19 protein-coding genes are annotated in these 24,229 nt (G+C 41.4%); 9 read left to right on the top strand and 10 right to left on the bottom strand.

Annotation, left to right across the window (positions count from 1 at the left end; all coding sequences use genetic code 11):
* Positions 1-117 precede the first annotated feature (117 nt).
* Positions 118-1,383, bottom strand: a complete 1,266-nt coding sequence (locus AACS98_RS07525) for an MFS transporter (RefSeq protein WP_066377849.1) — start codon at positions 1,381-1,383, stop codon at positions 118-120.
* A gap of 182 nt (positions 1,384-1,565) precedes the next feature.
* Complete coding sequence (locus AACS98_RS07520) at positions 1,566-2,141, bottom strand: hypothetical protein (protein ID WP_066377848.1); 576 nt, start codon at positions 2,139-2,141, stop codon at positions 1,566-1,568.
* A 341-nt stretch (positions 2,142-2,482) separates the two neighbouring features.
* Between AACS98_RS07520 and AACS98_RS07515 the strand changes: the two genes are divergently transcribed.
* Positions 2,483-3,604, top strand: a complete 1,122-nt coding sequence (locus tag AACS98_RS07515; RefSeq protein ID WP_066377850.1) for a ferrochelatase — start codon at positions 2,483-2,485, stop codon at positions 3,602-3,604.
* An 88-nt stretch (positions 3,605-3,692) separates the two neighbouring features.
* Here AACS98_RS07515 and AACS98_RS07510 read toward each other — a convergent pair whose 3' ends face one another.
* The gene (locus AACS98_RS07510; protein WP_066377847.1) at positions 3,693-4,238 is read right to left on the bottom strand and encodes an NADPH-dependent FMN reductase; all 546 of its coding nucleotides are present in this window, start codon (positions 4,236-4,238) and stop codon (positions 3,693-3,695) included.
* 307 nt (positions 4,239-4,545) lie between these two features.
* Between AACS98_RS07510 and ftsH the strand changes: the two genes are divergently transcribed.
* Positions 4,546-6,441, top strand: coding sequence for an ATP-dependent zinc metalloprotease FtsH (ftsH, locus tag AACS98_RS07505; RefSeq protein ID WP_066377842.1), 1,896 nt, complete (start codon positions 4,546-4,548; stop codon positions 6,439-6,441).
* Between the two features lie 91 nt (positions 6,442-6,532).
* Here the strand turns inward: ftsH and AACS98_RS07500 are convergent, their stop codons facing one another.
* Positions 6,533-7,231 carry a M23 family metallopeptidase gene (locus tag AACS98_RS07500; RefSeq protein WP_066377840.1) on the bottom strand — a complete coding sequence of 233 codons (699 nt, stop codon included), beginning with the start codon at positions 7,229-7,231 and terminating at the stop codon, positions 6,533-6,535.
* Between the two features lie 872 nt (positions 7,232-8,103).
* On the opposite strand from AACS98_RS07500, the gene AACS98_RS07495 reads away from it, so the two are divergent.
* Positions 8,104-8,487 (top strand): hypothetical protein, encoded by a 384-nt coding sequence (locus AACS98_RS07495; protein ID WP_066377839.1) that lies wholly within the window; start codon positions 8,104-8,106, stop codon positions 8,485-8,487.
* 139 nt (positions 8,488-8,626) lie between these two features.
* Here the strand turns inward: AACS98_RS07495 and AACS98_RS07490 are convergent, their stop codons facing one another.
* Entirely contained in the window at positions 8,627-9,889 is a 1,263-nt protein-coding gene (locus tag AACS98_RS07490) for a lipid-A-disaccharide synthase (RefSeq protein ID WP_066377837.1), read from the bottom strand.
* Between the two features lie 332 nt (positions 9,890-10,221).
* Between AACS98_RS07490 and AACS98_RS07485 the strand changes: the two genes are divergently transcribed.
* The 4 genes from AACS98_RS07485 to AACS98_RS07470 all read left to right on the top strand — a co-directional run bounded on the left by AACS98_RS07485 (position 10,222) and on the right by AACS98_RS07470 (position 16,811).
* Entirely contained in the window at positions 10,222-14,208 is a 3,987-nt protein-coding gene (locus tag AACS98_RS07485) for a magnesium chelatase subunit H (RefSeq protein ID WP_066377835.1), read from the top strand.
* Positions 14,209-14,314: 106 nt separating this feature from the next.
* Positions 14,315-14,734, top strand: a complete 420-nt coding sequence (locus AACS98_RS07480; RefSeq protein ID WP_066377833.1) for a XisH family protein — start codon at positions 14,315-14,317, stop codon at positions 14,732-14,734.
* Positions 14,722-15,057: a XisI protein gene (locus AACS98_RS07475; RefSeq protein WP_066377831.1), complete on the top strand. Its 336-nt coding sequence runs from the start codon at positions 14,722-14,724 to the stop codon at positions 15,055-15,057. Before AACS98_RS07480 ends, AACS98_RS07475 begins: the two co-directional genes overlap by 13 nt.
* 221 nt (positions 15,058-15,278) lie before the next feature.
* The gene (locus AACS98_RS07470) at positions 15,279-16,811 is read left to right on the top strand and encodes a hypothetical protein (protein ID WP_157087496.1); all 1,533 of its coding nucleotides are present in this window, start codon (positions 15,279-15,281) and stop codon (positions 16,809-16,811) included.
* Positions 16,812-17,263: 452 nt separating this feature from the next.
* Here the strand turns inward: AACS98_RS07470 and AACS98_RS07465 are convergent, their stop codons facing one another.
* The 5 genes from AACS98_RS07465 to AACS98_RS07445 form a co-directional block, all read right to left on the bottom strand.
* Positions 17,264-17,662 (bottom strand): type II toxin-antitoxin system VapC family toxin, encoded by a 399-nt coding sequence (locus tag AACS98_RS07465; RefSeq protein WP_066377827.1) that lies wholly within the window; start codon positions 17,660-17,662, stop codon positions 17,264-17,266.
* 6 nt (positions 17,663-17,668) lie between these two features.
* Complete coding sequence (locus AACS98_RS07460; protein WP_066377826.1) at positions 17,669-17,902, bottom strand: hypothetical protein; 234 nt, start codon at positions 17,900-17,902, stop codon at positions 17,669-17,671.
* Positions 17,903-18,164: 262 nt separating this feature from the next.
* Positions 18,165-18,548 (bottom strand): type II toxin-antitoxin system VapC family toxin, encoded by a 384-nt coding sequence (locus tag AACS98_RS07455; RefSeq protein ID WP_232317124.1) that lies wholly within the window; start codon positions 18,546-18,548, stop codon positions 18,165-18,167.
* Complete coding sequence (locus AACS98_RS07450) at positions 18,536-18,757, bottom strand: hypothetical protein (RefSeq protein WP_066377824.1); 222 nt, start codon at positions 18,755-18,757, stop codon at positions 18,536-18,538. The genes AACS98_RS07455 and AACS98_RS07450 overlap by 13 nt, the downstream gene beginning before the upstream one ends.
* A 359-nt stretch (positions 18,758-19,116) precedes the next feature.
* Entirely contained in the window at positions 19,117-21,372 is a 2,256-nt protein-coding gene (locus AACS98_RS07445; protein ID WP_066377823.1) for a RelA/SpoT family protein, read from the bottom strand.
* Positions 21,373-21,662: 290 nt separating this feature from the next.
* On the opposite strand from AACS98_RS07445, the gene patD reads away from it, so the two are divergent.
* Both patD and AACS98_RS07435 read left to right on the top strand, forming a co-directional pair.
* Complete coding sequence (gene patD, locus AACS98_RS07440) at positions 21,663-22,013, top strand: heterocyst frequency control protein PatD (protein WP_066377822.1); 351 nt, start codon at positions 21,663-21,665, stop codon at positions 22,011-22,013.
* Positions 22,014-22,224: 211 nt separating this feature from the next.
* Complete coding sequence (locus AACS98_RS07435; protein ID WP_066377821.1) at positions 22,225-23,901, top strand: dipeptide ABC transporter ATP-binding protein; 1,677 nt, start codon at positions 22,225-22,227, stop codon at positions 23,899-23,901.
* Positions 23,902-24,229 lie beyond the last annotated feature (328 nt).

The raw sequence follows: 24,229 nt of genomic DNA, 5'->3' as shown, positions 1-24,229 counted from the left end.
GAGCAGGGGGAGCAGGGGAGCAGGGGGAGCAGGGGAGCAGGGGGAGCAGGGGAGCAGGGGGAGAAAAACTAATGACTAATGACTAATGACTAATAACTAATAACTAATGACTAATAACTAAATTACATCTTGCAAGACTCTGCGGGTATTTTGCCACGCCCACACACCTACAGCCGCAACTAAAAAACTCATTCCTACTAATACAGTTCTCAAGCCTAAAGCATCGGTTAATGGCCCGGTAATTGCTAACGGTGCTGATAGGGCTATGTTTACCGCATGGTTTTGAAAGCCGAATACTTTACCATACATTGTTGGTGGTGTTTGCTGTTGTATCAGGGTTTGCATGGGTACGCCGATAAAGGCTGCACCAATACCCAATAATGCACAAAGTCCTAGAGCTAGCAAAAGATTATGTGTAAAGGTAAATAGTCCTAAAACTAATGCCATTACCAAAAATCCAATTAAGGGTAAGGGTTTATGGTGCAATTTGTCGCCCCAATGTCCCAAACTAGCTGCACCTAATACTATACCTACTCCGGCTGCTGCTAAGAAAAAGCCGAATTGTTTTTCTTGTAAACCAAAATCTGCTGCTAATCTAATTGCGAGTACCATTAAAGCTGCAAACACACAGTATAAAGTCGTCAGTTGCAGCATGGCGTTTAATACAAGGCGATTTTTTGTCAGATAACGTAAGCCAGCTTTAAAATCTGCCCAAGGAGTGATTAATGTGCGGCGATCGCTCACAGTTTTGTTTTCTGATCTAAAATCAACAAACTGAAAGGCAACTGCTGACAATAAATATAATCCACCTACTACCGCTTGTTGACCATACCCTGCACCTAACCAAGCCTTTGCCCAACTCAATATCGGCTCCCCTATCGCAAAACCAACAATTAACGCCCCCATCATTGTGCTACTGTAAAGAGCATTCGCCGCCATAAAATTTTCTCTTGGCACCACAACCGGAATCGCCGCCTGTTCTGCGGGTGCAAAAAACTGTGCTAAGGCAGAAATCGCAAAAGTCAGAATTAAAAAAATCACAAAGTCTCGCGGCGCAAATGCTATTAATAGCGTCAATATAGCCTGTAATATATTCGAGCCTAGTAAAATCAGCTTTTTAGAGAAGCGATCAACAAAAATACCACCCGCAGAACCTAATAAAATTGCTGGTAGAGTGAATGCCACCATCAAAATTGAGTACATGGAGTTTTCTGCTAAACCCGGAAGCGGTGGGTAATTTTCCAGCAAAGCCACCATTAAAACAAAAAAAACTTTATCGCCTAATTGGGATAGTAACTGTCCTATCCATAGGAGCATAAAATTTCGATTTTTTAGCAGTGCGCCAAACCCGATATTGACATCCGCCGGTTCAGTTGGAAACATGATTCACGTTGGTATTTTTACTAGGGTAGATGGGGAGTGGGGATTGGGGATTGGGGACTGGGGATTGGGGACTGGGTAAAAGTTCTTCTCCCCTGCTCCCTGGCTCATCTGATTTATGATCTTGACTCTGTAGCCCAAAATCCTCTATTTCTCACTCCTTTGTGCTTATATTGTTTTCCGGATCATTTTTGTTCATAGCGTTTTAATAATAAATGTAGAAATTCGGCAGCCGTGAGCCGGTTTTTTGGGGGAGAAATTTCACCTTGGGAGGAATTTACCCACCAGCCTTGTACTATTTGGGGCGATCGCCATATAGTTAAATGGTCAACTGCTGGCTCTGCATAAAAGTTATCTTGCCCACTACCGAGCCAAGATGAACTCCAATGAGTAAAATAGTCATGACTGAGCCGATGTATGGGAAAGTTACCCCATAATGGTACCCCCCAACCATCTATAGCAATAAATGCTTTGACATGACCACCCAAAAGTTGCCATTGCCAAGCTGCACCTATCGCTCCGACTACACCAGCACTAAAGCTGATGAAGATGACTGGCGATTCTAGACTAGAGTGTAAGCGATCGCGTACAAACTGCAAAATATGCAATGACGATACCGCCAACACCCCCGGTACAGGCGCAACTAATATATTCTCTCTCTCTTGACTAAAAATATCTGTCGTTAAACCACCCCAACACTCTGAAATAAAGCTTTCAGTTAAATCTGCTTCATGAATTCCAGGGCAAATAATTATAGTCATTGGTCATTAGTCATTAGTTATTAGTCATTGGTCATTGGTCATTAGTTTTTCTTCCCCTGCCTCCCCTGCTTCCTCCGCCCCTTATCGCCCCGTGACTGCTGGAATTTTGAATTTTGAATTTTGAATTTTGAATTGATTACTCTCCAGTCTTCATTACTTAAACTTTTTTAACACCAGTATGAAGTAATAACACTAATATGTGTCTTTTGATATATTATTGTCAATTTGGTGGTTATCCCATCGGGGGGGATGGGATAATAAATAACTAATTAGGCAAAACCCCAGCTATGTACTAGCTGTTGATTTTGTCTTCTATTCTGGTTTACATTGAGGAACTCATTGTGGTTGCCACGCCGGAAAAATTACAAAACACCCAGGAGCATTTACCAACTCAAAACCGAGTAGCGGTGTTGCTCATGGGTTATGGTGAAGTCGAAAGCTACGAAGATTTTGCCAACTATAACGAACAGGCTCTAAATCTACTCACAGCCAAATTTGCACCCGTTCCTACCTGGATATATCCACCTTTAGCAAAATTATTGGCATTATTTGACCGCCACGAATGGGGACACCAACATCATGATTTTATCTCCCCTCATAATGCCATCTTTGAAAAACAACGGGCTGGAATTGAACAACAACTACAGGCTAAGTGGGGTAGTAACGTTCAAGTCTTCAAAGCTTTTAACTTCTGCGCTCCTTTTTTACCAAACCAAGTTTTAGCAGAAATCAAAAACCAAGGCTTTGATAAAATCCTGATTTATCCTCTACTGGTGGTTGATTCTATCTTTACCAGTGGAATTGCGATTGAGCAAGTCAACAAAGCTCTAGCTGAGATAACTGAAGGTGAAAACCATTGGTTAAAAGGACTACGTTACATCCCGTCTTTCTATAATCAGCCGGAATATATTCATTTAATGGCGCGTCTGGTTGAGGAGAAAATTAACGCTGATTTAACAGCAGCATATTTACCTTCTCAAATTGGTATCGTGTTAATGAATCACGGTTGTCCTCACAAAGCCAAAGGTTTCACTTCTGGAATTACGGAAAGTCAAGCATTATATGAGTTGGTGCGGGAGGAGTTAATTAACCGTTATCCTCTCATTTCCGTAGGTTGGCTCAACCACGACACACCCCTAATTGAATGGACGCAACCCAATGCAACACAAGCCGCTAATAACCTGATTCAATTGGGTGCAAAAGCAATCATCTTTATGCCTATTGGTTTTGCCACAGAAAACCATGAAACTTTACTAGATGTACACCACATAATACACGCTTTAGAAAAAAATTATCCTGATGTGGATTATGTACAAATGCCTTGCGTTAACGACCATCCAGAGTTTTTAGCGATGGCGGCAGAGTGGGCAAATTCTCAAATTGCTGAGTTACAAAATGAGCAAGGATTAACAGTAAATCCACATATAGAGATTCATCACCACCATCATCACCACCATCATTAAACACCGGTTTGTAGTAAGGACTTTAGTCCTTATTTTCTCAGGACTGAAGTCCTTACTACAAAACATCATGTTTCCCATGCTCCAGTGTCTAATCTACTCCTCGCAGCTTGCGAGTATTTTCCACCAAACTCTGGGCGAATTGATCAAATCTTTGGGAAAGTTTTTCATCTAAAATTTTGCCTTCGGGACTGAACGCACCATAAGCTTGTCCTATAGCAATTTGTTCTGGAATTACCCAACCATGCACCCAACGCACAATCAAACGCAAATCATTTAAGGCGTTGCTATTAGATTGACCACCGAGTACACTAATTAATCCGGTAACTTTCCCTGACAGTTGTTCAAAACTCATTAAATCAAGGGCATTTTTCAAGACACCGCTAACACCGCCATGATATTCAGGTGTCGCCAAAATTAATCCATCAGCATTACTCACAGTATCACGCAATCGCTGCACATCGGGATATTCTGGATACTCTTTGTCACCGTTGCAAAATGGTAAGTTTAGCTGTCTTAAGTCTAAAATTTCTACCTCTGCACCTATGGCTTCTAGGCGTTGTGCTGCTATCTGCAAAGCTAACTGGGTGTAAGAATTGGTTCTTAAACTACCCCCAATACCCACAATTTTCACCATAATCTACCTATAGTTAAGAAAATCTAAAAAACGAAGTCATTACGATTATGTTTACTATGTTAACGATTGATGTCACCACAGTCAAACTACTGAGGATGGAATATTGGGAAGAAAAAGTGTAAAAGTCACGATGAAAAGTTACACAATAAAAGAATCCTTGCTTTTAAATATTGCTATCTATCTTTTGACTTGGAGAGTGGGAGTTAGACTAGATTAGATAGCAGTGACTACGAGTTATGGCAATTTTTGCTAAAAGAGTAGGGTAAATCAAATGCTCGGCTATGGCAGCAGATAAAGGGTAATTGTTATGAAAAATTTTGGTAAACAGGCATTGATGAAACAGCAATCACCAAAGCGTGTGGCTTGGACTAGCGCAGTTGCAGCCAGTTTGATGATGTTGCCGAGTATTTTGGGGGGTAATCCCGCCTTGGCTCAAAAAGCAGAGCGCGACTCGCTAACTTATGGGCAGTTAATCCAAAAAATTAATCAAGAACAGGTTAAAAGAGTAGAATTAGACGAAACTGAACAGATAGCAAAAGTTTATTTAAAAGGGCAGAAGCCAGATACACCACCGATACAGGTGAGGCTGTTAGCGCAAAACCCAGAGTTAATTAATCAACTCAAAGAAAACAATGTAGATTTTGGGGAAGTTTCTTCTGCCAATAGTAGAGCAGCAGTTGGACTACTAATTAACTTGATGTGGATTTTGCCCTTAGTGGCTTTAATGCTGTTGTTTCTGCGCCGTTCTACCAATGCTTCTAGCCAAGCAATGAACTTTGGTAAATCGAGAGCGCGTTTCCAAATGGAAGCCAAAACCGGGGTAAAGTTTGACGACGTTGCAGGTATTGAAGAAGCGAAAGAAGAATTACAAGAAGTTGTTACTTTTTTAAAACAGCCAGAAAGATTTACGGCTGTGGGCGCACGTATTCCCAAAGGTGTGCTGTTGATCGGGCCTCCGGGTACTGGTAAAACTTTACTAGCAAAAGCGATCGCTGGTGAAGCTGGTGTACCGTTCTTTAGTATCTCCGGTTCGGAGTTTGTAGAAATGTTCGTGGGTGTGGGTGCTTCCCGCGTCCGTGATTTATTTAAAAAAGCTAAAGACAATGCACCTTGCTTAATATTTATTGATGAAATCGATGCGGTAGGTAGACAAAGAGGTGCTGGTATCGGTGGTGGTAACGACGAGAGAGAGCAAACCCTCAACCAGTTACTCACTGAAATGGATGGTTTTGAAGGTAACACAGGGATTATTATTATTGCGGCTACTAACCGTCCCGATGTCTTAGATGCGGCGTTGTTGCGTCCCGGTCGTTTTGACAGACAGGTGATAGTGGATGCACCTGATTTGAAGGGACGACTGGAAATTTTGCAAGTTCATGCTCGCAATAAAAAGATTGATCCTAGTGTATCTTTAGATGCGATCGCTCGTCGCACACCAGGATTCACAGGTGCAGATTTAGCCAACCTCCTCAATGAAGCAGCCATTCTCACAGCTCGCAGACGCAAAGAAGCCATCACTATTTTAGAAATTGATGATGCTGTAGATCGAGTAGTCGCTGGGATGGAAGGGACACCCCTAGTAGACAGCAAAAGCAAACGCTTGATTGCTTATCATGAAGTTGGACACGCCTTAATAGGGACGTTATTAAAAGACCATGACCCAGTACAGAAAGTCACCCTCATCCCCAGGGGACAAGCACAAGGTTTAACTTGGTTTACCCCCAACGAAGAACAAGGTTTAATTTCCCGTTCCCAAATCAAAGCTAGAATTACAGCTACTTTGGGAGGTCGTGCAGCTGAAGAAATTGTTTTTGGTCAACCGGAAGTTACCACAGGTGCAGGGGATGACTTGCAAAAAGTGACATCAATGGCACGGCAGATGGTGACAAGGTTTGGTATGTCTGAATTAGGGCCAGTCTCCTTAGAAAATCAGGGTGGAGAGGTGTTTTTAGGACGCGACTGGATGAATAAATCAGACTATTCTGAGGAAATAGCCGGAAAAATTGATGCACAAATCCGAGAGATTGTCAATACTTGCTACCAAAAAGCCAAAGAATTGTTGCAAGAAAATCGCCTATTATTAGAGCGACTTGTAGATTTGTTGGTAGAAAAAGAAACCATTGATGGTGAAGAATTCCGCAAAATCATCGCCGAGAATAATACACCATTAATTGATGAAAAGGTAGCCGTATCTCAATCCTAGGAAACACAGGGAGTAGGGAGTTGGGTGTAGGGGTGTAGGGGTGAAGAACTTTTACCTAGTCCCTTCCAGTCCCTTCCAGTCCCTTCCAGTCCTAATAACCAGCATCAAGAATACGTTGTGAGTCTTGGATGATGACTTGCGACTGCTGATTTCTGTACCTGGCATTACCTCTAGCTATTTGCTGTTGGCTAAACATTTCTTTTAACACCATTGCGGGATCGACATAGTTATTTGCATACTTCATGACCCAATGCAGGTGAGGGCCTGTTGTGCGTCCAGTCATGCCAATTCTACCAATTCTCGCTCCGGTGGGAATTGTTTGACCTTCCCATATTTGAATTCCCCCAGCGCGATCAATCATAAACCGCCTACCATTGGCGGTTTCTACATAACCTTCTAAATGACAATAGGTGTGTTCCCATTTGCCTGATTTTATCACTATGTGAGTACCACAAGCTCCGCGATCGCTCACTTTAGTTACAGTACCACCCCACCAATTACGAATGTAACTACCTTGTGGTGCAGCAATATCTAAACCATTGTGAAATTCCCAATTATTACCACCAGTTGCAGAACGACGATACCCAAAGGCTGATGTATAAGCTTGAAAATTCTCTACTGGAAAAGAAGCAGCTAACCAACCGCTACTTGTTGCTGTTTTATTTGACCTTGTTTCTCTGGCTCTAACAGTTTCTATTTGCGGTAATACAGTTATACAACTAAAAATACTTAAACATAAAATTAATAGTTTGACTCCAGAAAAAACTTTTTTTTGTTGCTGCTTATTCATTATTTTTATTCCTCAAGCCAATTAAATATAATCAATTCTTACTTGTTGAAAATTTCACAAATACCAAAGTAAATCTATAACCAAAATTCAAATTTATTAGTGAAAAATTGTGTTTTATCACTATTTGCCAATCTTGGCATTACAAAGATTTCAGTAGAAATATTGAGATTTTCAAGAAATTAGCTTACGACATAAGGGTTTACACTGTCAAATTGATTTTTTTTAGCCGAATCTTGGTAAAAGTAGCATATTTCAAATGCTTGGTATCATTAGAATTACCTATCAAATCTATTGCTATAATTAACATTTAAAAAATATCACCCCCAGACCTTGCGTATAAGGGAATGCTGGGAACTTGTAGAGAAGTTGCATACAACGTCTCTACATTCTCAAGTAGAGTTTCGCAGAGGTGTTTATAGTATACTTTGCCTCTAACTACTAAGCTATTCCATCAATGTATCAGTTTTCAGGATAGATACTGTTTTACGTATATACTTAATTTAGAGAAAAAATGTATTTTAGATAACAAAAAAACTGGCAGACATAATATACAGCATATTTCATCTTAGTGAGGTACAAACTGAAATCATAAAACCCTTGTGGAACAGGCATCCTGCCTGTTAACCTTGTACCTCATAACTTAGGAAACTGCTGTAAAAGATGGTCAGGGTTGATGATTGATGATACGCAGTGACACGTATAATTATGTATAATTATATTTAGATAAATTATATAGAATTAAGATAAGCTGCCTAACGGGATAGTTGTTAAGTAATTAAAATCTTGTGATGTTTTAGGCGTAAAATGACTGAATAGGTTAATTGAAGCTCGATGATGAGTCAAGTTGACCCTGTGCAGGACGCAACCAAGCTATGCTGACTGAAATATTACCTTTCCGTTTTGAATTAGATACTGTGGCGATCGCCGGAGCGAGTTTGTGGTCTTTGGCGTTATACTTAGGTTTCTTCCCGGTGAGTGAATGGGTAATCGAACAACTCAACCGATGGTTTAACTTTGCCGAGCGATCGCTGTATACTAGCCAGTCAGAATTTGAAAAAACGCGCAAAGCCAGAGAATCGCAAAACGCCTTTTACGCCTCACTGTTTAGTATAGTGCCGTTTTTGGTAATTGGGGCATTATGTAACTGGGGAGTTGAAATCAGTTTAGGACGCAGTTGGGCAATTAGTACAGGTATACTTGCCTGTATGGGTTGCGGTATTTATGAACTAGGGCGTAGAGATGGGCAGTCTGATTAATTAGTCATTAGTCATACCAATTCAAAATTCAAAATTCGTCTTGAAAAGTTTCCTACGGCGGGAAACCCGCCTACAGAACTTTTCGCAAAATTCAAAATTAAAGAATTTTTGGGAAAAATCTCCCCTGCTCCCCTACTCCCTACTTACCAATTTCCTCAGTGACAATTTGCGCCATTTTCTCGGCTGCGCCGCTTTCGCCTCTGGCGTTTCTTAGGTTAGTTCGTATTTCTTCTAATTTCTCTGGATGAGCCAAAAAGTCTAAAACCATTTCTCCGACTGTTTCAGCTTCGAGTTTTCCGACAAGTTCTGGAACTATCTCTGCTTTTGCCCAGATATTTGGCCATGCTAATAAACCTTTGCGTCTGAGAAACAGCCAATTAATGATTTTGGCAAAGGTAGAACCTACCCCTGGTAAATTAGCGAGTAACCCTGGTAAACCATCCCAAGAACGCATCGCATCAAGTTGTTGAGTGGGTAGCAACACAATCATTGGCACACCCAAAGCACCTAACTCGGCGGTGTTCGCTCCGACGGTAGTTAAGCAGATAGAACAATGCGATAATAAGTTATAGGCAGGATTTTCTTGGTGTAGCTCTACATTTAATCCTTTAGCTGTTCTCAGTAGCGGGTATTGATGACTTTGTGCTGAGACAACTAAGGAAGCACCAGAAAATTTAAATGTTTCGAGAAACGGGTTTTTTTGGGAATCGGCAAAACTGGCTAGAGTTTGTAAATCCAAAGTTGGGGCGACGGGAATCACAAACTTAGTGTCTGGTATTTTTCCGTGGATGTGTTCGGCAATGGCTAAAGTTAGCGGCACTCCTTGGGCTAATTTTGCTGGTTTTGAACCGGGTAAAAGGCCGATGATTGGAGATTGGGGATTGGGGATTGGGGATTGGGGATTGGGGATTGGGGATTGGGCTTCTAGCATTAAGTCGCCCACGACGGTAAATTTGTCGGCGTATTTGGGGGAGACTTTAGCCGCAACTGCTGGTTTCATGACTGCGAAGCGGTCAATTAAATTATGCCATCGGGCTTCCCACTCGGCGTAAACTACTGTGCGATATCCCAGCTTTTTGCCGATGATTACCGGAAAAATTTGGTCGCCACCTAAGAAAACAACTACACCTTGATGACTCCATTCCCAATTTTCCGCAGTTCTGCCCCATAGCAAAAATTGCCAAAAATGCTCTGCTGATTGTACTCGGTCTACTTCTGGGAAAGAAAGGGCGATCGCTGCTTCTTTGCCACTGGCATGAGGACAAGGTGATAACACTACGGAAATCCTCACCTCGTCACGGTTATTACCGAGTTTTTGCCGCAAAGCCTTAACTACTGGACGCACCCAGGTTGTCAGCTCACCAGGGCCATTGGAAAGAATCAGGATGTCGAATTTAGTCATTGGTCATTGGTCATTAGTTTTTCTCCCCCTACTCCCCTGCGCCCCTGCCCCTCTGATCCATTGTCTACTCTACTGCCTACTACCCAAACGCTACTCATAAATGTTAATTTTTTGTTACAAATAGTGAGCATTTGCTCTTATTATTAGTTAATGTTTGTTAATAAATTTTGCGATTTTTATATCGATTTGTGTCAGATAGCCGTTAAAATGCCCATTTGGTAGGGTTTTTCTGATAAAAATCACATATTGCCGAACATAAGAACTAATGTTTTGCGGCAAAAAGTCGCCAAGCAAATTCACTAGAGAACACGCATCAAAGGAGCCGAGGAAGCATGTTCACCCACGTCAAGTCCACCATTAGACACATTGCGCCTGATAACCTAGGCGGACGTAATTTAATTAAGGTGGTCTATGTCGTGCTTGAGTCCCAGTACCAGAGCGCACTGTCGCAAGCGGTTCGCGCGATTAACTCAAACAATCCTAATCTGGCAATTGAAATCAGTGGGTATTTAATTGAGGAACTCAGAGACCCGGAAAACTATGAAGAGTTTAAGCGGGATATGGAGAGTGCCAATGTTTTTATTGCCTCATTGATTTTCATCGAAGACTTAGCACAGAAAGTAGTTACAGCAGTTGAACCATATCGCGATCGCCTGGATGTGGCTGTTGTATTTCCCTCCATGCCAGAGGTGATGCGCCTGAACAAAATGGGCAGCTTTTCCTTGGCACAGTTGGGACAATCGAAGAGTGCGATCGCCCAATTCATGCGGAAACGCAAGGAAAAATCCGGGGCTGGTTTCCAAGATGGGATGCTGAAGCTGTTGCGGACTTTACCGCAGGTGCTGAAGTTTTTACCCGTGGAAAAAGCCCAAGATGCTCGCAATTTTATGTTGAGCTTCCAGTATTGGCTGGGAGGTTCACCAGAAAACCTGGAAAACTTCTTGCTGATGCTCGCTGATAAATACGTATTAGATAAAGTAGAAAAACAAAATATTACATCGCTGGCATATCAAGCACCAGTTGTGTACCCCGACATGGGTATTTGGCATCCTTTGTCAACTACCATGTTTGAGGATGTTAGAGAATATCTCAACTGGTACACAGCCCGCAAAGACATCTCCAGTGATTTAAAAGACCCCTTAGCCCCCTGTGTTGGGTTAGTCTTACAACGCACTCACCTAGTTACCGGGGATGATGCCCATTACGTAGCGATGGTGCAAGAATTGGAAGCCCTCGGTGCGAGAGTAGTACCAGTATTTGCAGGTGGTTTGGATTTCTCCAAGCCTGTGGATGCTTACTTCTACGAACCAACTACCAAAGCACCCTTAGTTGATGCGGTAATATCTTTAACAGGTTTTGCCCTAGTAGGCGGCCCCGCTAGACAAGACCATCCCAAGGCAATTGATGCACTCAAACGCCTCAACCGTCCTTATATGGTGGCCTTGCCTTTAGTATTCCAGACTACCGAAGAGTGGTTAGATAGCGATTTAGGCTTACATCCGATTCAGGTAGCATTGCAAATTGCCATACCCGAATTAGATGGAGCGATTGAACCGATTATATTATCGGGTAGAGATGGGGCAACCGGGAAAGCGATCGCCCTACAAGACCGCATCGAAGCCGTAGCGCAACGTGCCTTAAAATGGGCTAACCTCCGCCGCAAACCCAAACTTAACAAAAAAGTTGCCATCACCGTTTTCAGCTTCCCCCCCGATAAAGGCAACGTAGGTACAGCCGCTTACCTAGATGTCTTCGGTTCTATCTACGAAGTCTTGAAAGCATTGAGAAACAACGGCTACGACGTGCAAGACTTACCAGAAAACGCGAAAGAGTTGATGGAACAAGTCATACACGACGCACAGGCACAGTACGCTAGCCCCGAACTCAACATTGCTTATAAGATGTCAGTGCCAGAATACGAAGCACTCACACCTTATTCCCAACGCCTAGAAGAAAACTGGGGGCCACCACCAGGACACCTCAACAGCGACGGACAAAACCTCTTAGTTTACGGTAAGCAATTCGGTAACGTCTTCATTGGTGTTCAGCCCACCTTTGGTTATGAAGGCGACCCCATGCGGTTGTTGTTCTCCCGTTCCGCCAGCCCTCATCACGGCTTTGCAGCTTACTACACCTACCTAGAAAGAATTTGGGGTGCTGATGCGGTACTACACTTTGGTACTCATGGCTCTTTGGAATTCATGCCCGGTAAGCAAATGGGGATGTCAGGCGAATGTTACCCCGATAACTTAATCGGCACAATTCCCAACCTGTACTACTACGCCGCCAACAACCCCAGCGAAGCGACAATTGCCAAACGCCGCAGTTACGCCGAGACAATTTCTTACCTCACACCACCCGCAGAAAACGCAGGTTTATACAAAGGTTTGAAGGAACTCAGCGAATTAATCGGTTCTTACCAAACCTTAAAAGATAGCGGTCGCGGTATTCCCATTGTCAACACCATCATGGATAAATGCCGGATGGTGAACCTAGATAAAGACATCGATTTGCCAGAAATTGATGCCAAAGACATGACCCCAGAAGAACGGGATAATATTGTCGGCAGCGTCTACCGCAAGTTGATGGAAATTGAATCTCGGTTATTGCCTTGTGGTTTGCACGTCATTGGTAAACCCCCAAGTGCAGAGGAAGCGATCGCAACTCTGGTAAACATTGCCAGCTTAGACCGTCAAGAAGAAGAAATTCAAAGCTTACCCCGCATTATTGCCAACAGCGTAGGGCGCGACATTGACGAAATTTACCAAAACAGCGATCGAGGCGTATTAGAAGATGTCCAGCTGCTGCAAGACATCACCCTAGCAACTCGCGCTGCTGTTCGCGCCTTGGTACAAGAACAAACCGACGCGGAAGGACGGGTTTCTTTAGTTTCCAAGTTGAATTTCTTCAACATGGGCAAAAAAGAACCTTGGGTAGAAGCACTGCATCAAGCAGGTTATCCCAAAGTTGATGCTTCAGCGTTGAAACCTCTGTTTGAGTATTTAGAATTCTGTTTACAACAAGTTTGTGCAGACAACGAACTCGGCGCATTACTCAAAGGTTTAGAAGGCGAGTACATTCTACCCGGCCCTGGTGGCGACCCCATCCGTAACCCGGATGTACTGCCCACAGGTAAAAACATTCACGCCCTCGACCCCCAAGCCATTCCTACATCTGCGGCAGTACAATCAGCTAAAATCGTTGTAGATAGACTTTTGGCACGAAACAAAGCCGAAAACAACGGTAATTGGCCGGAAACCATCGCCTGTGTTCTCTGGGGAACAGATAACATCAAAACCTACGGCGAATCACTAGCACAAATCATGTGGATGGTGGGTGTGCGTCCGGTTCCCGATGCTTTGGGACGGGTGAACAAGTTGGAGTTAATTCCCTTAGAAGAGTTAGGAAGACCCAGAATTGACGTTGTAATCAACTGTTCTGGTGTATTCCGCGACTTGTTCATCAACCAGATGAACCTACTAGACCAAGCTGTGAAGATGGCTGCGGAAGCGGATGAACCCACAGAAATGAATTTTGTCCGCAAACACGCCATGCAACAAGCTGAGGAATTAGGAATTAACCTCAGACAAGCTGCAACCCGTGTTTTCTCGAATGCTTCTGGTTCTTATTCGTCTAACATCAACTTGGCGGTAGAAAACAGCACTTGGGAAAGCGAAGCCGAGTTACAAGAAATGTACCTCACCCGTAAGTCCTTTGCTTTCAGTGCCGATAACCCCGGTATGATGGAACAATCCCGCCAGATTTTTGAAAGCACCCTGAAAACTGCTGATGCGACTTTCCAAAACCTGGATTCTTCCGAGATTAGTTTAACGGACGTTTCCCACTACTTCGACTCAGACCCCACCAAGCTTGTGTCAACTCTGCGTGGAGATGGTAAGACACCAGCATCTTACATAGCCGACACCACCACAGCTAACGCCCAAGTGCGGACATTATCCGAAACAGTGCGCTTAGATGCCCGTACCAAGTTGTTAAATCCCAAGTGGTATGAGGGGATGCTGTCTCACGGTTACGAAGGTGTGCGCGAACTCTCCAAGCGGTTGGTAAATACAATGGGTTGGAGTGCGACAGCTGGTGCTGTGGACAACTGGATTTATGAGGATGCGAACGAAACATTCATCAAAGATGAAGAAATGCAAAAACGGTTGATGAACCTCAACCCCCATTCTTTCCGCAAGATGGTTTCCACTTTGTTGGAAGTGAATGGTCGCGGTTATTGGGAAACTAGCGAGGAGAATTTAGACCGCCTCCGCGAGTTGTACCAAGAAGTCGAAGACCGAATTGAGGGTATAGAATAACCCTTAAAATAGAGACGTTCTTGAGAACGTCTCTATTTTTCAACCGTTTTTACGGATGGTAAAGAATTTACCCCCAGGAAAATTAGAAATATAATTATAGATAGGTATGTCTGCTAAAGATGTTTTTCATGAAGTTGCCAAAACAGCTTTAGAGAAAGACGGTTGGCAAATTACACATGATCCACTCACAATTAGCGTGGGAGGAGTTAATGTTTCTATTGATTTAGCCGCAGAAAAGCTGATTGCCGCAGAACGCCAAGGACAAAAAATAGCAGTTGAAGTTAAAAGTTTTTTACAAAAGTCGTCTGCTATTTCCGAATTTCATACCGCGTTAGGGCAGTTTATTAATTATCGAGGTGCATTGAGAAGGGTACAACCTGACCGGGTTTTATATTTAGCAGTACCTTTAACAACTTACAAAACATTTTTTCAACTTGATTTCCCGAAAGAAATGATAGCAGAGAATCAAGTGAAGATGGTGATTTATGATGTAGAGCAAGAGGTAATTTTCCAATGGATAAATTAACTCAGTATCGTCAGCTTGTACAAGAAATATTACAGGAATATAGTGGGCAAAAACCAGCTAACGGAAATATAGAAGTTGAAACAATTTTTGATAAAGAACGTGACCATTATCAAATAGTTCACGTAGGCTGGGAAGGACAAAATTGGGTACACAGTTGTATCATCCACATTGACATTAAAGGTGGAAAAATTTGGCTGCAATGGAATGCTACAGAGGATGATATCGCCGCTAATTTAGTATCTGCGGGAGTTCCCAAGGAAGATATTGTATTAGGTTTTCAGTCTCCTTTTATGAGGCAGTTTACAGACTATGCAGTAAGTTAGGAGATATTGTGAAAATGAATAATATGAATTTTTTGTGCAAAGACTCAAATAAATAGAAAGTGATTGTTTGTATAAAAAATATATATAAATTGACTAAGTTTTACATTTATTACCTTACCTATACCAATATTTAAAAAATACGATTAATGATATAATAGTAGTATATATAAATTCTTCAAAATGCTACCTATTTTCACATTAAATATAATCCCAGGATAAAAATGAGTAACAAAAGAAAAAACAATATGCGATTATGGACACCAATTGCTAATTCATTTGAGGCTTATAGAAGACGATTGATTGTAGAAGAAAGTGTTTATTATGAGCATATTTGGCGGTTATTCCATATTAATGAATCATTAATTGTTACTTTAGCTTCTGCTCTAGCAACTAGAGTGTTAGATATTAGCAATAAAGAACCTAATAAATTTGAAGATCCAAATATTTCTATTTTAAATATTCAAAATATATTAACTGGACTAGATAGAAATGATTATACTAAAGAACCTAAAAATGGATGTTTTAGTGGTAGTATGAATGAATGGATAAATCTTCTAAGGACTACAAATAATATCAAAAATAATATTAAAGAATCAGAACCTGATCTATTTATAAATGAAATAAATCAATACCTTAATGAAGATATACCTGAATCATTATCTTTTCTAGGAGATTGGGAAAAAATTATTTCTTTACCTTCAAATTATCCTCTAAGAGAAAATAAACTGTCAAGATTACAAAGAATTGGAGCGATTAATGAACTTAGGAATAAATTAGCCCATGTTCCTATTTCTTGGCGTATTTTGCCTAAACTACATAGTAATTTACGCAAAGAAATATTAATTTTAATGACTCCAGAATATCTGAAATATAACTCTCCAACTGAAGATATAGATACTACTAAATTCCATTCAGTATTGTGTGGTAAAATAATTTACAAGCAAGCTTATGTAACAGGAAGTAATTTTGGTAAACAAGTTAACAAATATGACAAAAATACTAATTGTTTACTAGAGTGGCAACAGGATCAATACTCCTGCTCTTGGCATAGTTCTCCTTTCTTTTATTTTGATGAGGAGTTTAAAGTATCTTTACTATTTCGTATTAGTAATTTAAGTTATGATTTAGATGATTTAGATGCTTTAGAAGGTGAATATTATCGCTTCGCAGCAGAGATACAACCTGTACAAAAAATCAAACTAGATAAGAATCAAGTTCAGCCTTTATTACCACTATTGCCAGAAAAACAGAATAGTAATATTGATACTGACAGTAATTGTATAGCATTAAGAAGCAAAGCAGAAACAGCTTTTAATAATCGTAATTTTCAGGAATCAGTTCAATACTATGAAGAAATCAGACAAAAATGTGGTGATAGCTACAATCATGTTGCGAAATCTAAACATGGTGCTGCTATATGGCGTTTAGCTAATTATTCAAATGACTCTATAGATGAGAGAAAAAAACAATTTCAAAATGCCATTGATTTACTTGAACAAGCATCTGAACATATAGAAATAGGCTATAAAGCAGAATCGTATTACCAACAATCTAAGGCTTATTGGCATTTATCAAAAATTGATGATCAAAATAAAAAAGAATATCTAAAAAAAGCGTTAGATGCTATTAAAAAAGCTTTAAATCTTGTTATAAGTCCTAAATATATCGGTTGGGATGAATGGTTACAGGAAAGGATTGATATAGATGAACCAGATACAGCAAATAATCAAGAAATACAAAGCGAGGAGGTATAACCGCTAATTTAGAAGTGTTAGGGAATGCAATTGTTGTAAGGAATATTGTAAATGGTTTTGTGTTGAACTTGGGTATTATTTGGTATACTGTTGGGAAATTTGAAAATGGTGCGATCGCATTGTAAATGTGGAGAGTTGTGTTAGCTCATCTTCTCATACAGGCGTTAGCGGTAGCTTAACGTAGGTATCGCTTGTTGAGAATCTGGGGAGGGTGCGATCGCTCATCATGACAAACAGGCGTTAGCGGTAGCTTACCGTAGGTATCGCTTTAGGATTGTGCAGAATGCGCTCATCATGACAAACAGGCGTTAGCGGTAGCTTACCGTAGGTATCGCTTTAGGATTGTGCAGAATGCGCTCATCCTGAGAAACAGGCGTTAGCGGTAGCTTACCGTAGGTATCGCATTGGGAATGTGGAGAGGTGCGATCGCTACAATATCCTTAATTGACAAACTACCAAACAATAGCAACCAAAGCCGATGCAGTTATATTTTGATCGCACGTTAATAACTGCACAACATCACCTTTACTTGCTAACACTAACGCAGTAGCTACAATTTGCCTGTCGTGCATTTCATTAATAGCAGATAGGCTAATAGTCATTGTAATTACATCTTTATCAAGCGGGTAAATTACTACACGAGGATCAGCTTCTACTACTGAAATTACATCTTGAGGATGAGGAATAGATGTTCTACCTCTTTCCACAATCCAAACAGCCTCAGCTAAAGTGGTAGCCGGAACAACTAACTGTGAATCGGGATGAGAAAGGATAGCTTTAGCATTTGTACCTAAGCGCGGATTACCTTCAAGAAACCAGACCAAAGCATGAGTATCTATGACATATTTCATAACTACTCATGACCAGTCTAAACTGTCCTCACTATCCCCATGAAATTCAGCAACTTCAAAATCTTCTGCTGTTGACTGATTATTTCCAGAGAACATACCAAAATACATTATTTGCTTTTTTTGTGGCTTTTTTTTCGATTCTAAAAAAGTGACAATAACAAGACTTTCTGAAATATCAGAAGGTAATTCTCTTAGTTCTACCTTACCATCTTTATAAATTCCTTCAATTGCTTGCAACATATTTGTTACTATGAGCAAATTTTGCTGATTTTGTGACTATAACTTTACTCTACACCATAGAAAAGCGATAGCCAAAGGCTTAAGCTTCTCTACGAGACGCTACACGTAGCTTGCTTCCCCGTAGGGGTACGCTTATCGCTTTTTGGGATGTGGGGAAGTGCGTTAGCGTAGCTTACTGTAGGTATCCCATTACAAAAGCCATTACACTATCAATTGCTCTAACACTAACACTGATAACCCCGGTAATGATGGTAAACGCGCATCATTCGTCAAAAAAAAATGATGCACCTCCACGAATAGCAGTAGCCATCTGAATAGCATCTGGGGTTCTTAAATTGTAATTTGCTCTTAATTGTGCAGCAGTTTCGGCGATATCTGGAAAAACTTCGATAGTCGTCAACCCTTGGGAGTTAAACAAAATATCACGATATTGTTGAGCTAATCTTGTGTTTCCTTGCCGCAAGGGATAGACTAACACTTCCGTAATAGTCAAAACTGAGGTAACAACAGTAAACTCACATCGAAACATTGCTTCAAAGAAAGCATCTATAACATCCAAATAATTAGGATTTTCCTCAATAAAATAAATCAGTGGTGCAGTATCTAATCCCACAACTTGATTCTGTAACTGAACTAGCCATTCCATGAATCACGTTCCTGATTAACATATTCTTGAGCATCAACACCATTCCAGATTTCTTTACCCAGTCCACGTAATTCTAAAATGCTACGCTTGGGTTTAGGTGTCATCGTCACCCGTTGTCTAATTAAACTTGATAAGTCTTCAATTAAACGAATTTGTTCTTCAGGAGTTAAGCTTTGAACTTGCTGTAATATTTCTTGATAGTTAGACATAAGATTTTCACTTTTATTTTTTCCTATAAATCTAATATACACAGACTGCTTTTATCTATTTAACCTACACGGAGTATATTAGCCTAGCTTACCGCAGGTATCCCTATAATCATTGAATATAAACATTAAATTCCTTAATTATATGGATTCTATAACTTGCTACTTACCTGCGTAAATTAAAATAAATATTGATTTCAACATAATTTTTACTGTGTTTAATTTCTGCTAATTTAGTTGTTAGCCTAACTTAAATTTAATCTACATCTTCAACTGTGCAGAGTGCAGCAATTGAGTAATTAATCCCCATTTAAATTGTTCTCAGGCTGTAGCCTAAGAACAACTTCTACAAAATTAGTCAATTATTCCTCGGCTTGACCAACACGGCGGATATTGAGGATGTCGCTCATCTTTTTGATTTGGGTGAATAATTGTTCTAGTTGGGAGCGATCGCGGATTTCAATCCCTAAGTCCATTAACGCCGGTTGACCACTGGTAGTCTTGACTTGAGCATGGCGGACGTTAATGCCTTGGTCACTTAATCGTGATAAAATATCTTTCAATACCCCCACTCTGTCTAAAGCTTCAATCTGAATATTCACAGGGTAAGTATGGGGACGACCACTGTTTTCTGCGGCTGGGTTCCAACTCACAGGAACTAGGCGATCGCATTCCACTGCATCCAAATTATGACACCCTTGGCGATGAATCGAAATTCCCCGTCCTCTTGTCACTACACCAATAATTGATTCCCCCGGTATCGGTGTACAACATCCGGCAAGATAATACATTAAACCTTCTACCCCGACAATCGGCGAGTCAGTCGAACGGGAACTGATCATCGAAGTTTTCGCTGTGGATGACTCTTTGGGAATGATGGGAATGACTTCTGCGGCTGGTTGTTGCGCTTTGATCACTTCTCGCCAACGATTTAACACCAGATTTAAAGTCACCTCACCGTAACCCAAACCAGCCAGTAAATCTTCTGTACTGTGATAATTACATTTTTCGGCGACGGTGTGCATCGCGTCTGACTTCAGCAAATTGTCAAACCCGGTTTTACCTAGTTCCTTTTCTAATAACTCCCGTCCCCGCGCTACATTTTCTTCCCGGCGCGATCGCTTATACCATTGTTTAATCCGATACTTCGCTGTCGAAGTCCTGGCGAAATTCAGCCAATCTAAGCTAGGATGACTATTCTTTTGGGTAATAATATCTACAATATCACCATTATGGAGACGTGTGGATAAAGGAACCATCCGACCATTCACCCGCGCCCCTGCACAGTGGTTTCCGACTTCTGTATGGATGCGATAGGCAAAATCTATAGTTGTTGAAGCAGGACTTAACGGTACAACATCCCCCTTGGGAGTGAAGACATAAACATCATCTTCAAATAAATTATCTTTGACATTATCAAGATACTCTTGAGCATCCTTCATGTCACTTTGCCATTCTAACAGCTGGCGTAACCAAGTAAACTTCTCATCGCTGGCTGTTAGTTGGCTATGAGAACCACCTGTTTCTTTATACTTCCAATGGGCTGCAATACCGTACTCTGCAACCCGGTGCATTTCCAGCGTCCGAATTTGCACCTCTAAAGGACGACCAGTTAAGCCAATAACTCCAGTATGCAACGACTGGTAACGGTTAGGTTTCGGCAAGCCGATATAATCTTTAAATCTGCCGGGAATGGGGCGAAAAGCATCATGTACAATTGCTAAAGCCCGATAACATTCCTCATTGGTTTCCACAATAATTCTGAGTGCAGCTAAATCGTAAATTTCATGAAATTCTTTTTGCTGTCGCTGCATCTTTTGATAAATACTATATAGATGCTTGGGACGACCGCTAATATCTAAACAGCGAATTCCTGATTGTTGTAAACGTTCTCGCAACATTGCTGTCGCTTTCACTAACTTTTCTTCTCTAGCTGTGCGTTTTTCTGATACGTGCTGCTGAATTTGACGAAACGCCTCTGGTTCTAAATACTTAAATGCTAAATCTTCTAATTCCCACTTAATCCGCCAAATCCCCAGACGATTGGCTAAAGGTGCAAATATATCTCTAGTTTCCTGGGCGGAACGGCGACGACTGGCTTCTGACATATATTGCAGAGTTCGCATATTATGCAAACGGTCTGCTAACTTCACCACAATTACCCGGATATCTTGCGCCATTGCTAAAAACATCCGCCGGAAGTTTTCCGCTTGGCTTTCCGTTTTGCTTTTGAAATTGATTTTAGAAAGCTTCGTGACACCTTCGACTAACTGACGCACTTCTGCGCCAAATCTTTCTTCTATCTCTTCAATTGTGACTTCTGTATCTTCCACTACATCATGAAGAAATCCAGCTGCTATCATAGCGGGACTACCTCCTAAGTCGTGTAGCAATTCCGCTACTGCAATCGGATGACTAATATATAGTTCTCCTGACTTGCGATATTGATCTTTATGCAGTTGGTAAGCAAATTCAAAAGCCCGACAAATTAAAGCGTTATCGCGATACCTTCGGTCATCTTCTGCTGCGTGAGACTTGGCTGATGTGTCGCGTAAACATTTATTCAACCAATCTGGAAGGGAAAGCTCAGTTGGGGAAGTTATAGCTAGACTACTCATACAATACGGTAGGTGATCTGTGGATAGGTGAGAAATAGATGCAGTTAACAGCATCGGTTGGCGGTGATGCTGTTGCTCTGGTGTGGGGGTAAAAGTAGGATTAGGATGATGTCCTATAAGCCTATGGTACTCATCCATCATCGATTTTCAGAATCATAATTAGTAAATAATCTAGATTGCAAACACAGCCTCAAAGCAAAGTTTGAGGCTGAAATTGCCAATAAGAGCCTAAGATAGATTAGTGTGTCAGGAATTTTTCTTGAGATTAATAGTATCTTAAATAGCAGTGAATGTCTTTAATTTCTGATAAATATCAAGCACTCGTAAATTTACTTGAACAATTGCGTACAGATGTCAGCAATTCTCAAGTTAGTACGCCTGAACTGAAACAAGGTGTAATGTCTTTGCAACAAGTTTTTAGTCAGGAAATTCTGCCTTTAGCGACAGATGCAAACTCACGAGAGCAATCTTACCAGACGGAAATTAGTAAACAGTTGCGTTTGCTAGAAGTTGATGTGATGTTTTTGCAAGGGGCGCGACAAAGTGCAACTTCACAAGCAAGGCTGAAAACTATTAGCGATCGCCTCTCTATTTTAATTCAATATTGTCACGCTATACTGCAACAGCAGACACCGGAATAAACTGGGGACTGGGTACTGGGGACTGGGGACTTGTTTTTAGTCGGATTTTTTTAAACGCAGAGGGGCGCATTCGCGTAGCGTCTCGCAGAGAAGGTAAAGAGGTACGCAAAGCATTTGCTGAATATCTTTGAACGGGAGGTTTAAGGAATTTGATAGACTAGCTTAAATTTAAAATTATCCCAGGTGGTGGCTCTGGGTTGATAACAAAACTATGGGTAATGAGTTATTTTGTCTCGAAAATTTGCGCGTCGCCTATCCTCAGCGTGGCGGGGAAGAACCACGGTGGGCGGTTGATGATGTATCTTTTACCTTACAACCTGGTGAAAGAATGGGTTTGGTTGGTGAGTCCGGTTGTGGTAAGTCTACTTTGGGACGGGCGGCAATGCGTCTTTTACCCGCTTCTAGTCGGGTAGAGGGGCGGGTGATGTTTCAAGGACAGGCTGTATTTGATTTGACACCAAATCAATTGCGGAAGTTTCGGGGGGAAGCTGTAGCATTAATTTTCCAAGATCCGATGACTCGCCTTGATCCTTTGATGACGATTGGTAATCACTGCATTGAAACTCTGCAAGCGCATTTACCAGAGTTATCAGCGAAGGAAGCTAAGGAAAAAGCACTCGCTACTTTAGATAAGGTGAAGATTCCGGCGAGTCGGTGGAATCAGTACCCGCATGAGTTTAGCGGTGGCATGCGTCAACGGGTGGCGATCGCTTTAGCTTTACTTCTGAGTCCGAAGTTAATCGTGGCTGATGAACCGACTACTAGCTTAGATGTTACCGTTTCTGCTCAAATTTTACAAGAATTAACGCGGCTGTGTAGTGAGGAAAATATGGCGTTGCTGTTAATTTCTCACGATTTGGCAATGGTGGCGGAGTATTGCGATCGCATTGGGGTAATGTATCAGGGTAAAATGGTAGAGATGGGTTCTACTGACGCAGTGTTTAGAAACCCTCAACATGAATATACGCGATCGCTACTGCAAGCAGCGTTACATATTCAAGCTGTCGATGAAGTAGAAAATGAAGATGTTTCTCCGTCCTCACTCCCCAGTCCCCAGTCCCCAGTCCCCAGTCCCCAGTCCCCTATCCTCAGTGTGGCAGAACTGAAGCAGTATTACACCATCGAACCTAACTTTATAGAACGACTGTTTAAGGCGGAAAGTCAAACCATCAAAGCTGTAGATGGAATTAACCTAGAATTATATCCAGGGGAAATTCTGGGTTTAGTTGGTGAATCAGGATGTGGTAAAAGTACGCTGTCGCGGACAATTTTACAATTAATTCGTCCGACATCTGGTAAAGTAGAGTTCTTAGGCAAAGATTTAACTAAGTTGTCCCGTCAGGAAGTTAGAGCTTGTCGGCGACAAATTCAGATGGTGTTTCAAGATCCCCATGCTTGTCTCAACCCAGCGATGACAGTGGGACAAAGTATAGCTGATCCTTTATTAATTCACAATTTAGCTGATGCAGGTACAGCTAAAGAACAGGTGTTGTGGATGTTGGAGAAAGTCGGGTTAACACCAGCAGAATTATATTATCAGCGTTATCCATCCGACTTGTCTGGGGGACAACAACAAAGAGTTGCGATCGCCCGCGCTTTAATCACTCGTCCAAAACTGGTAATCTGTGATGAACCCGTGAGTATGTTAGATGCGAGTGTACAGTCGCAAGTATTGGATTTGATGTTGCAATTAAAGGCAGAATTTGAGTTAACCTACTTGTTTATTACTCATGACTTGTGGTTAGCCAGATTTTTGTGCGATCGCATTGCTGTTATGCACGGTGGTAAAATTGTTGAACTTGGCGCAACTAAACAAATTTTCGCCCATCCCCAACACCCATACACTCAAACCCTCCTAGCTGCTGCACCCTTACTAGCACGCACTTAGAGGCTATTTATCAAGTAAATATGAAGTAGGGTGTGTTACGGCTATGAAAGGATTTTCGCGTTTGAGAGAGTAGGAATTAGCCGTAACGCACCAATAAATCCGGTGCCGTACTCTCAGCTAACGCACCCTACTAGCGTGACACGACTAAAATGATGCACAAATATAATTCAAGATTTCTTGTGGTGCAGTCATCTTGCCTGCAAGGGACGGTCAAGATTACCATCCCACAAGAGTTTCCTAATGCACTAAATTAGCTGTGTCAGTCCACTACAATTTAAGGTTTACTTAGCTACCCATAAGGGTTATTGACACTCTCCGCACTTTTAGG

The sequence above is a fragment of the Anabaena sp. CA = ATCC 33047 genome (genome assembly GCF_963870205.1).
GTDB lineage: Bacteria > Cyanobacteriota > Cyanobacteriia > Cyanobacteriales > Nostocaceae > Trichormus.
This window is presented reverse-complemented; position numbering and strand designations above follow the sequence as displayed.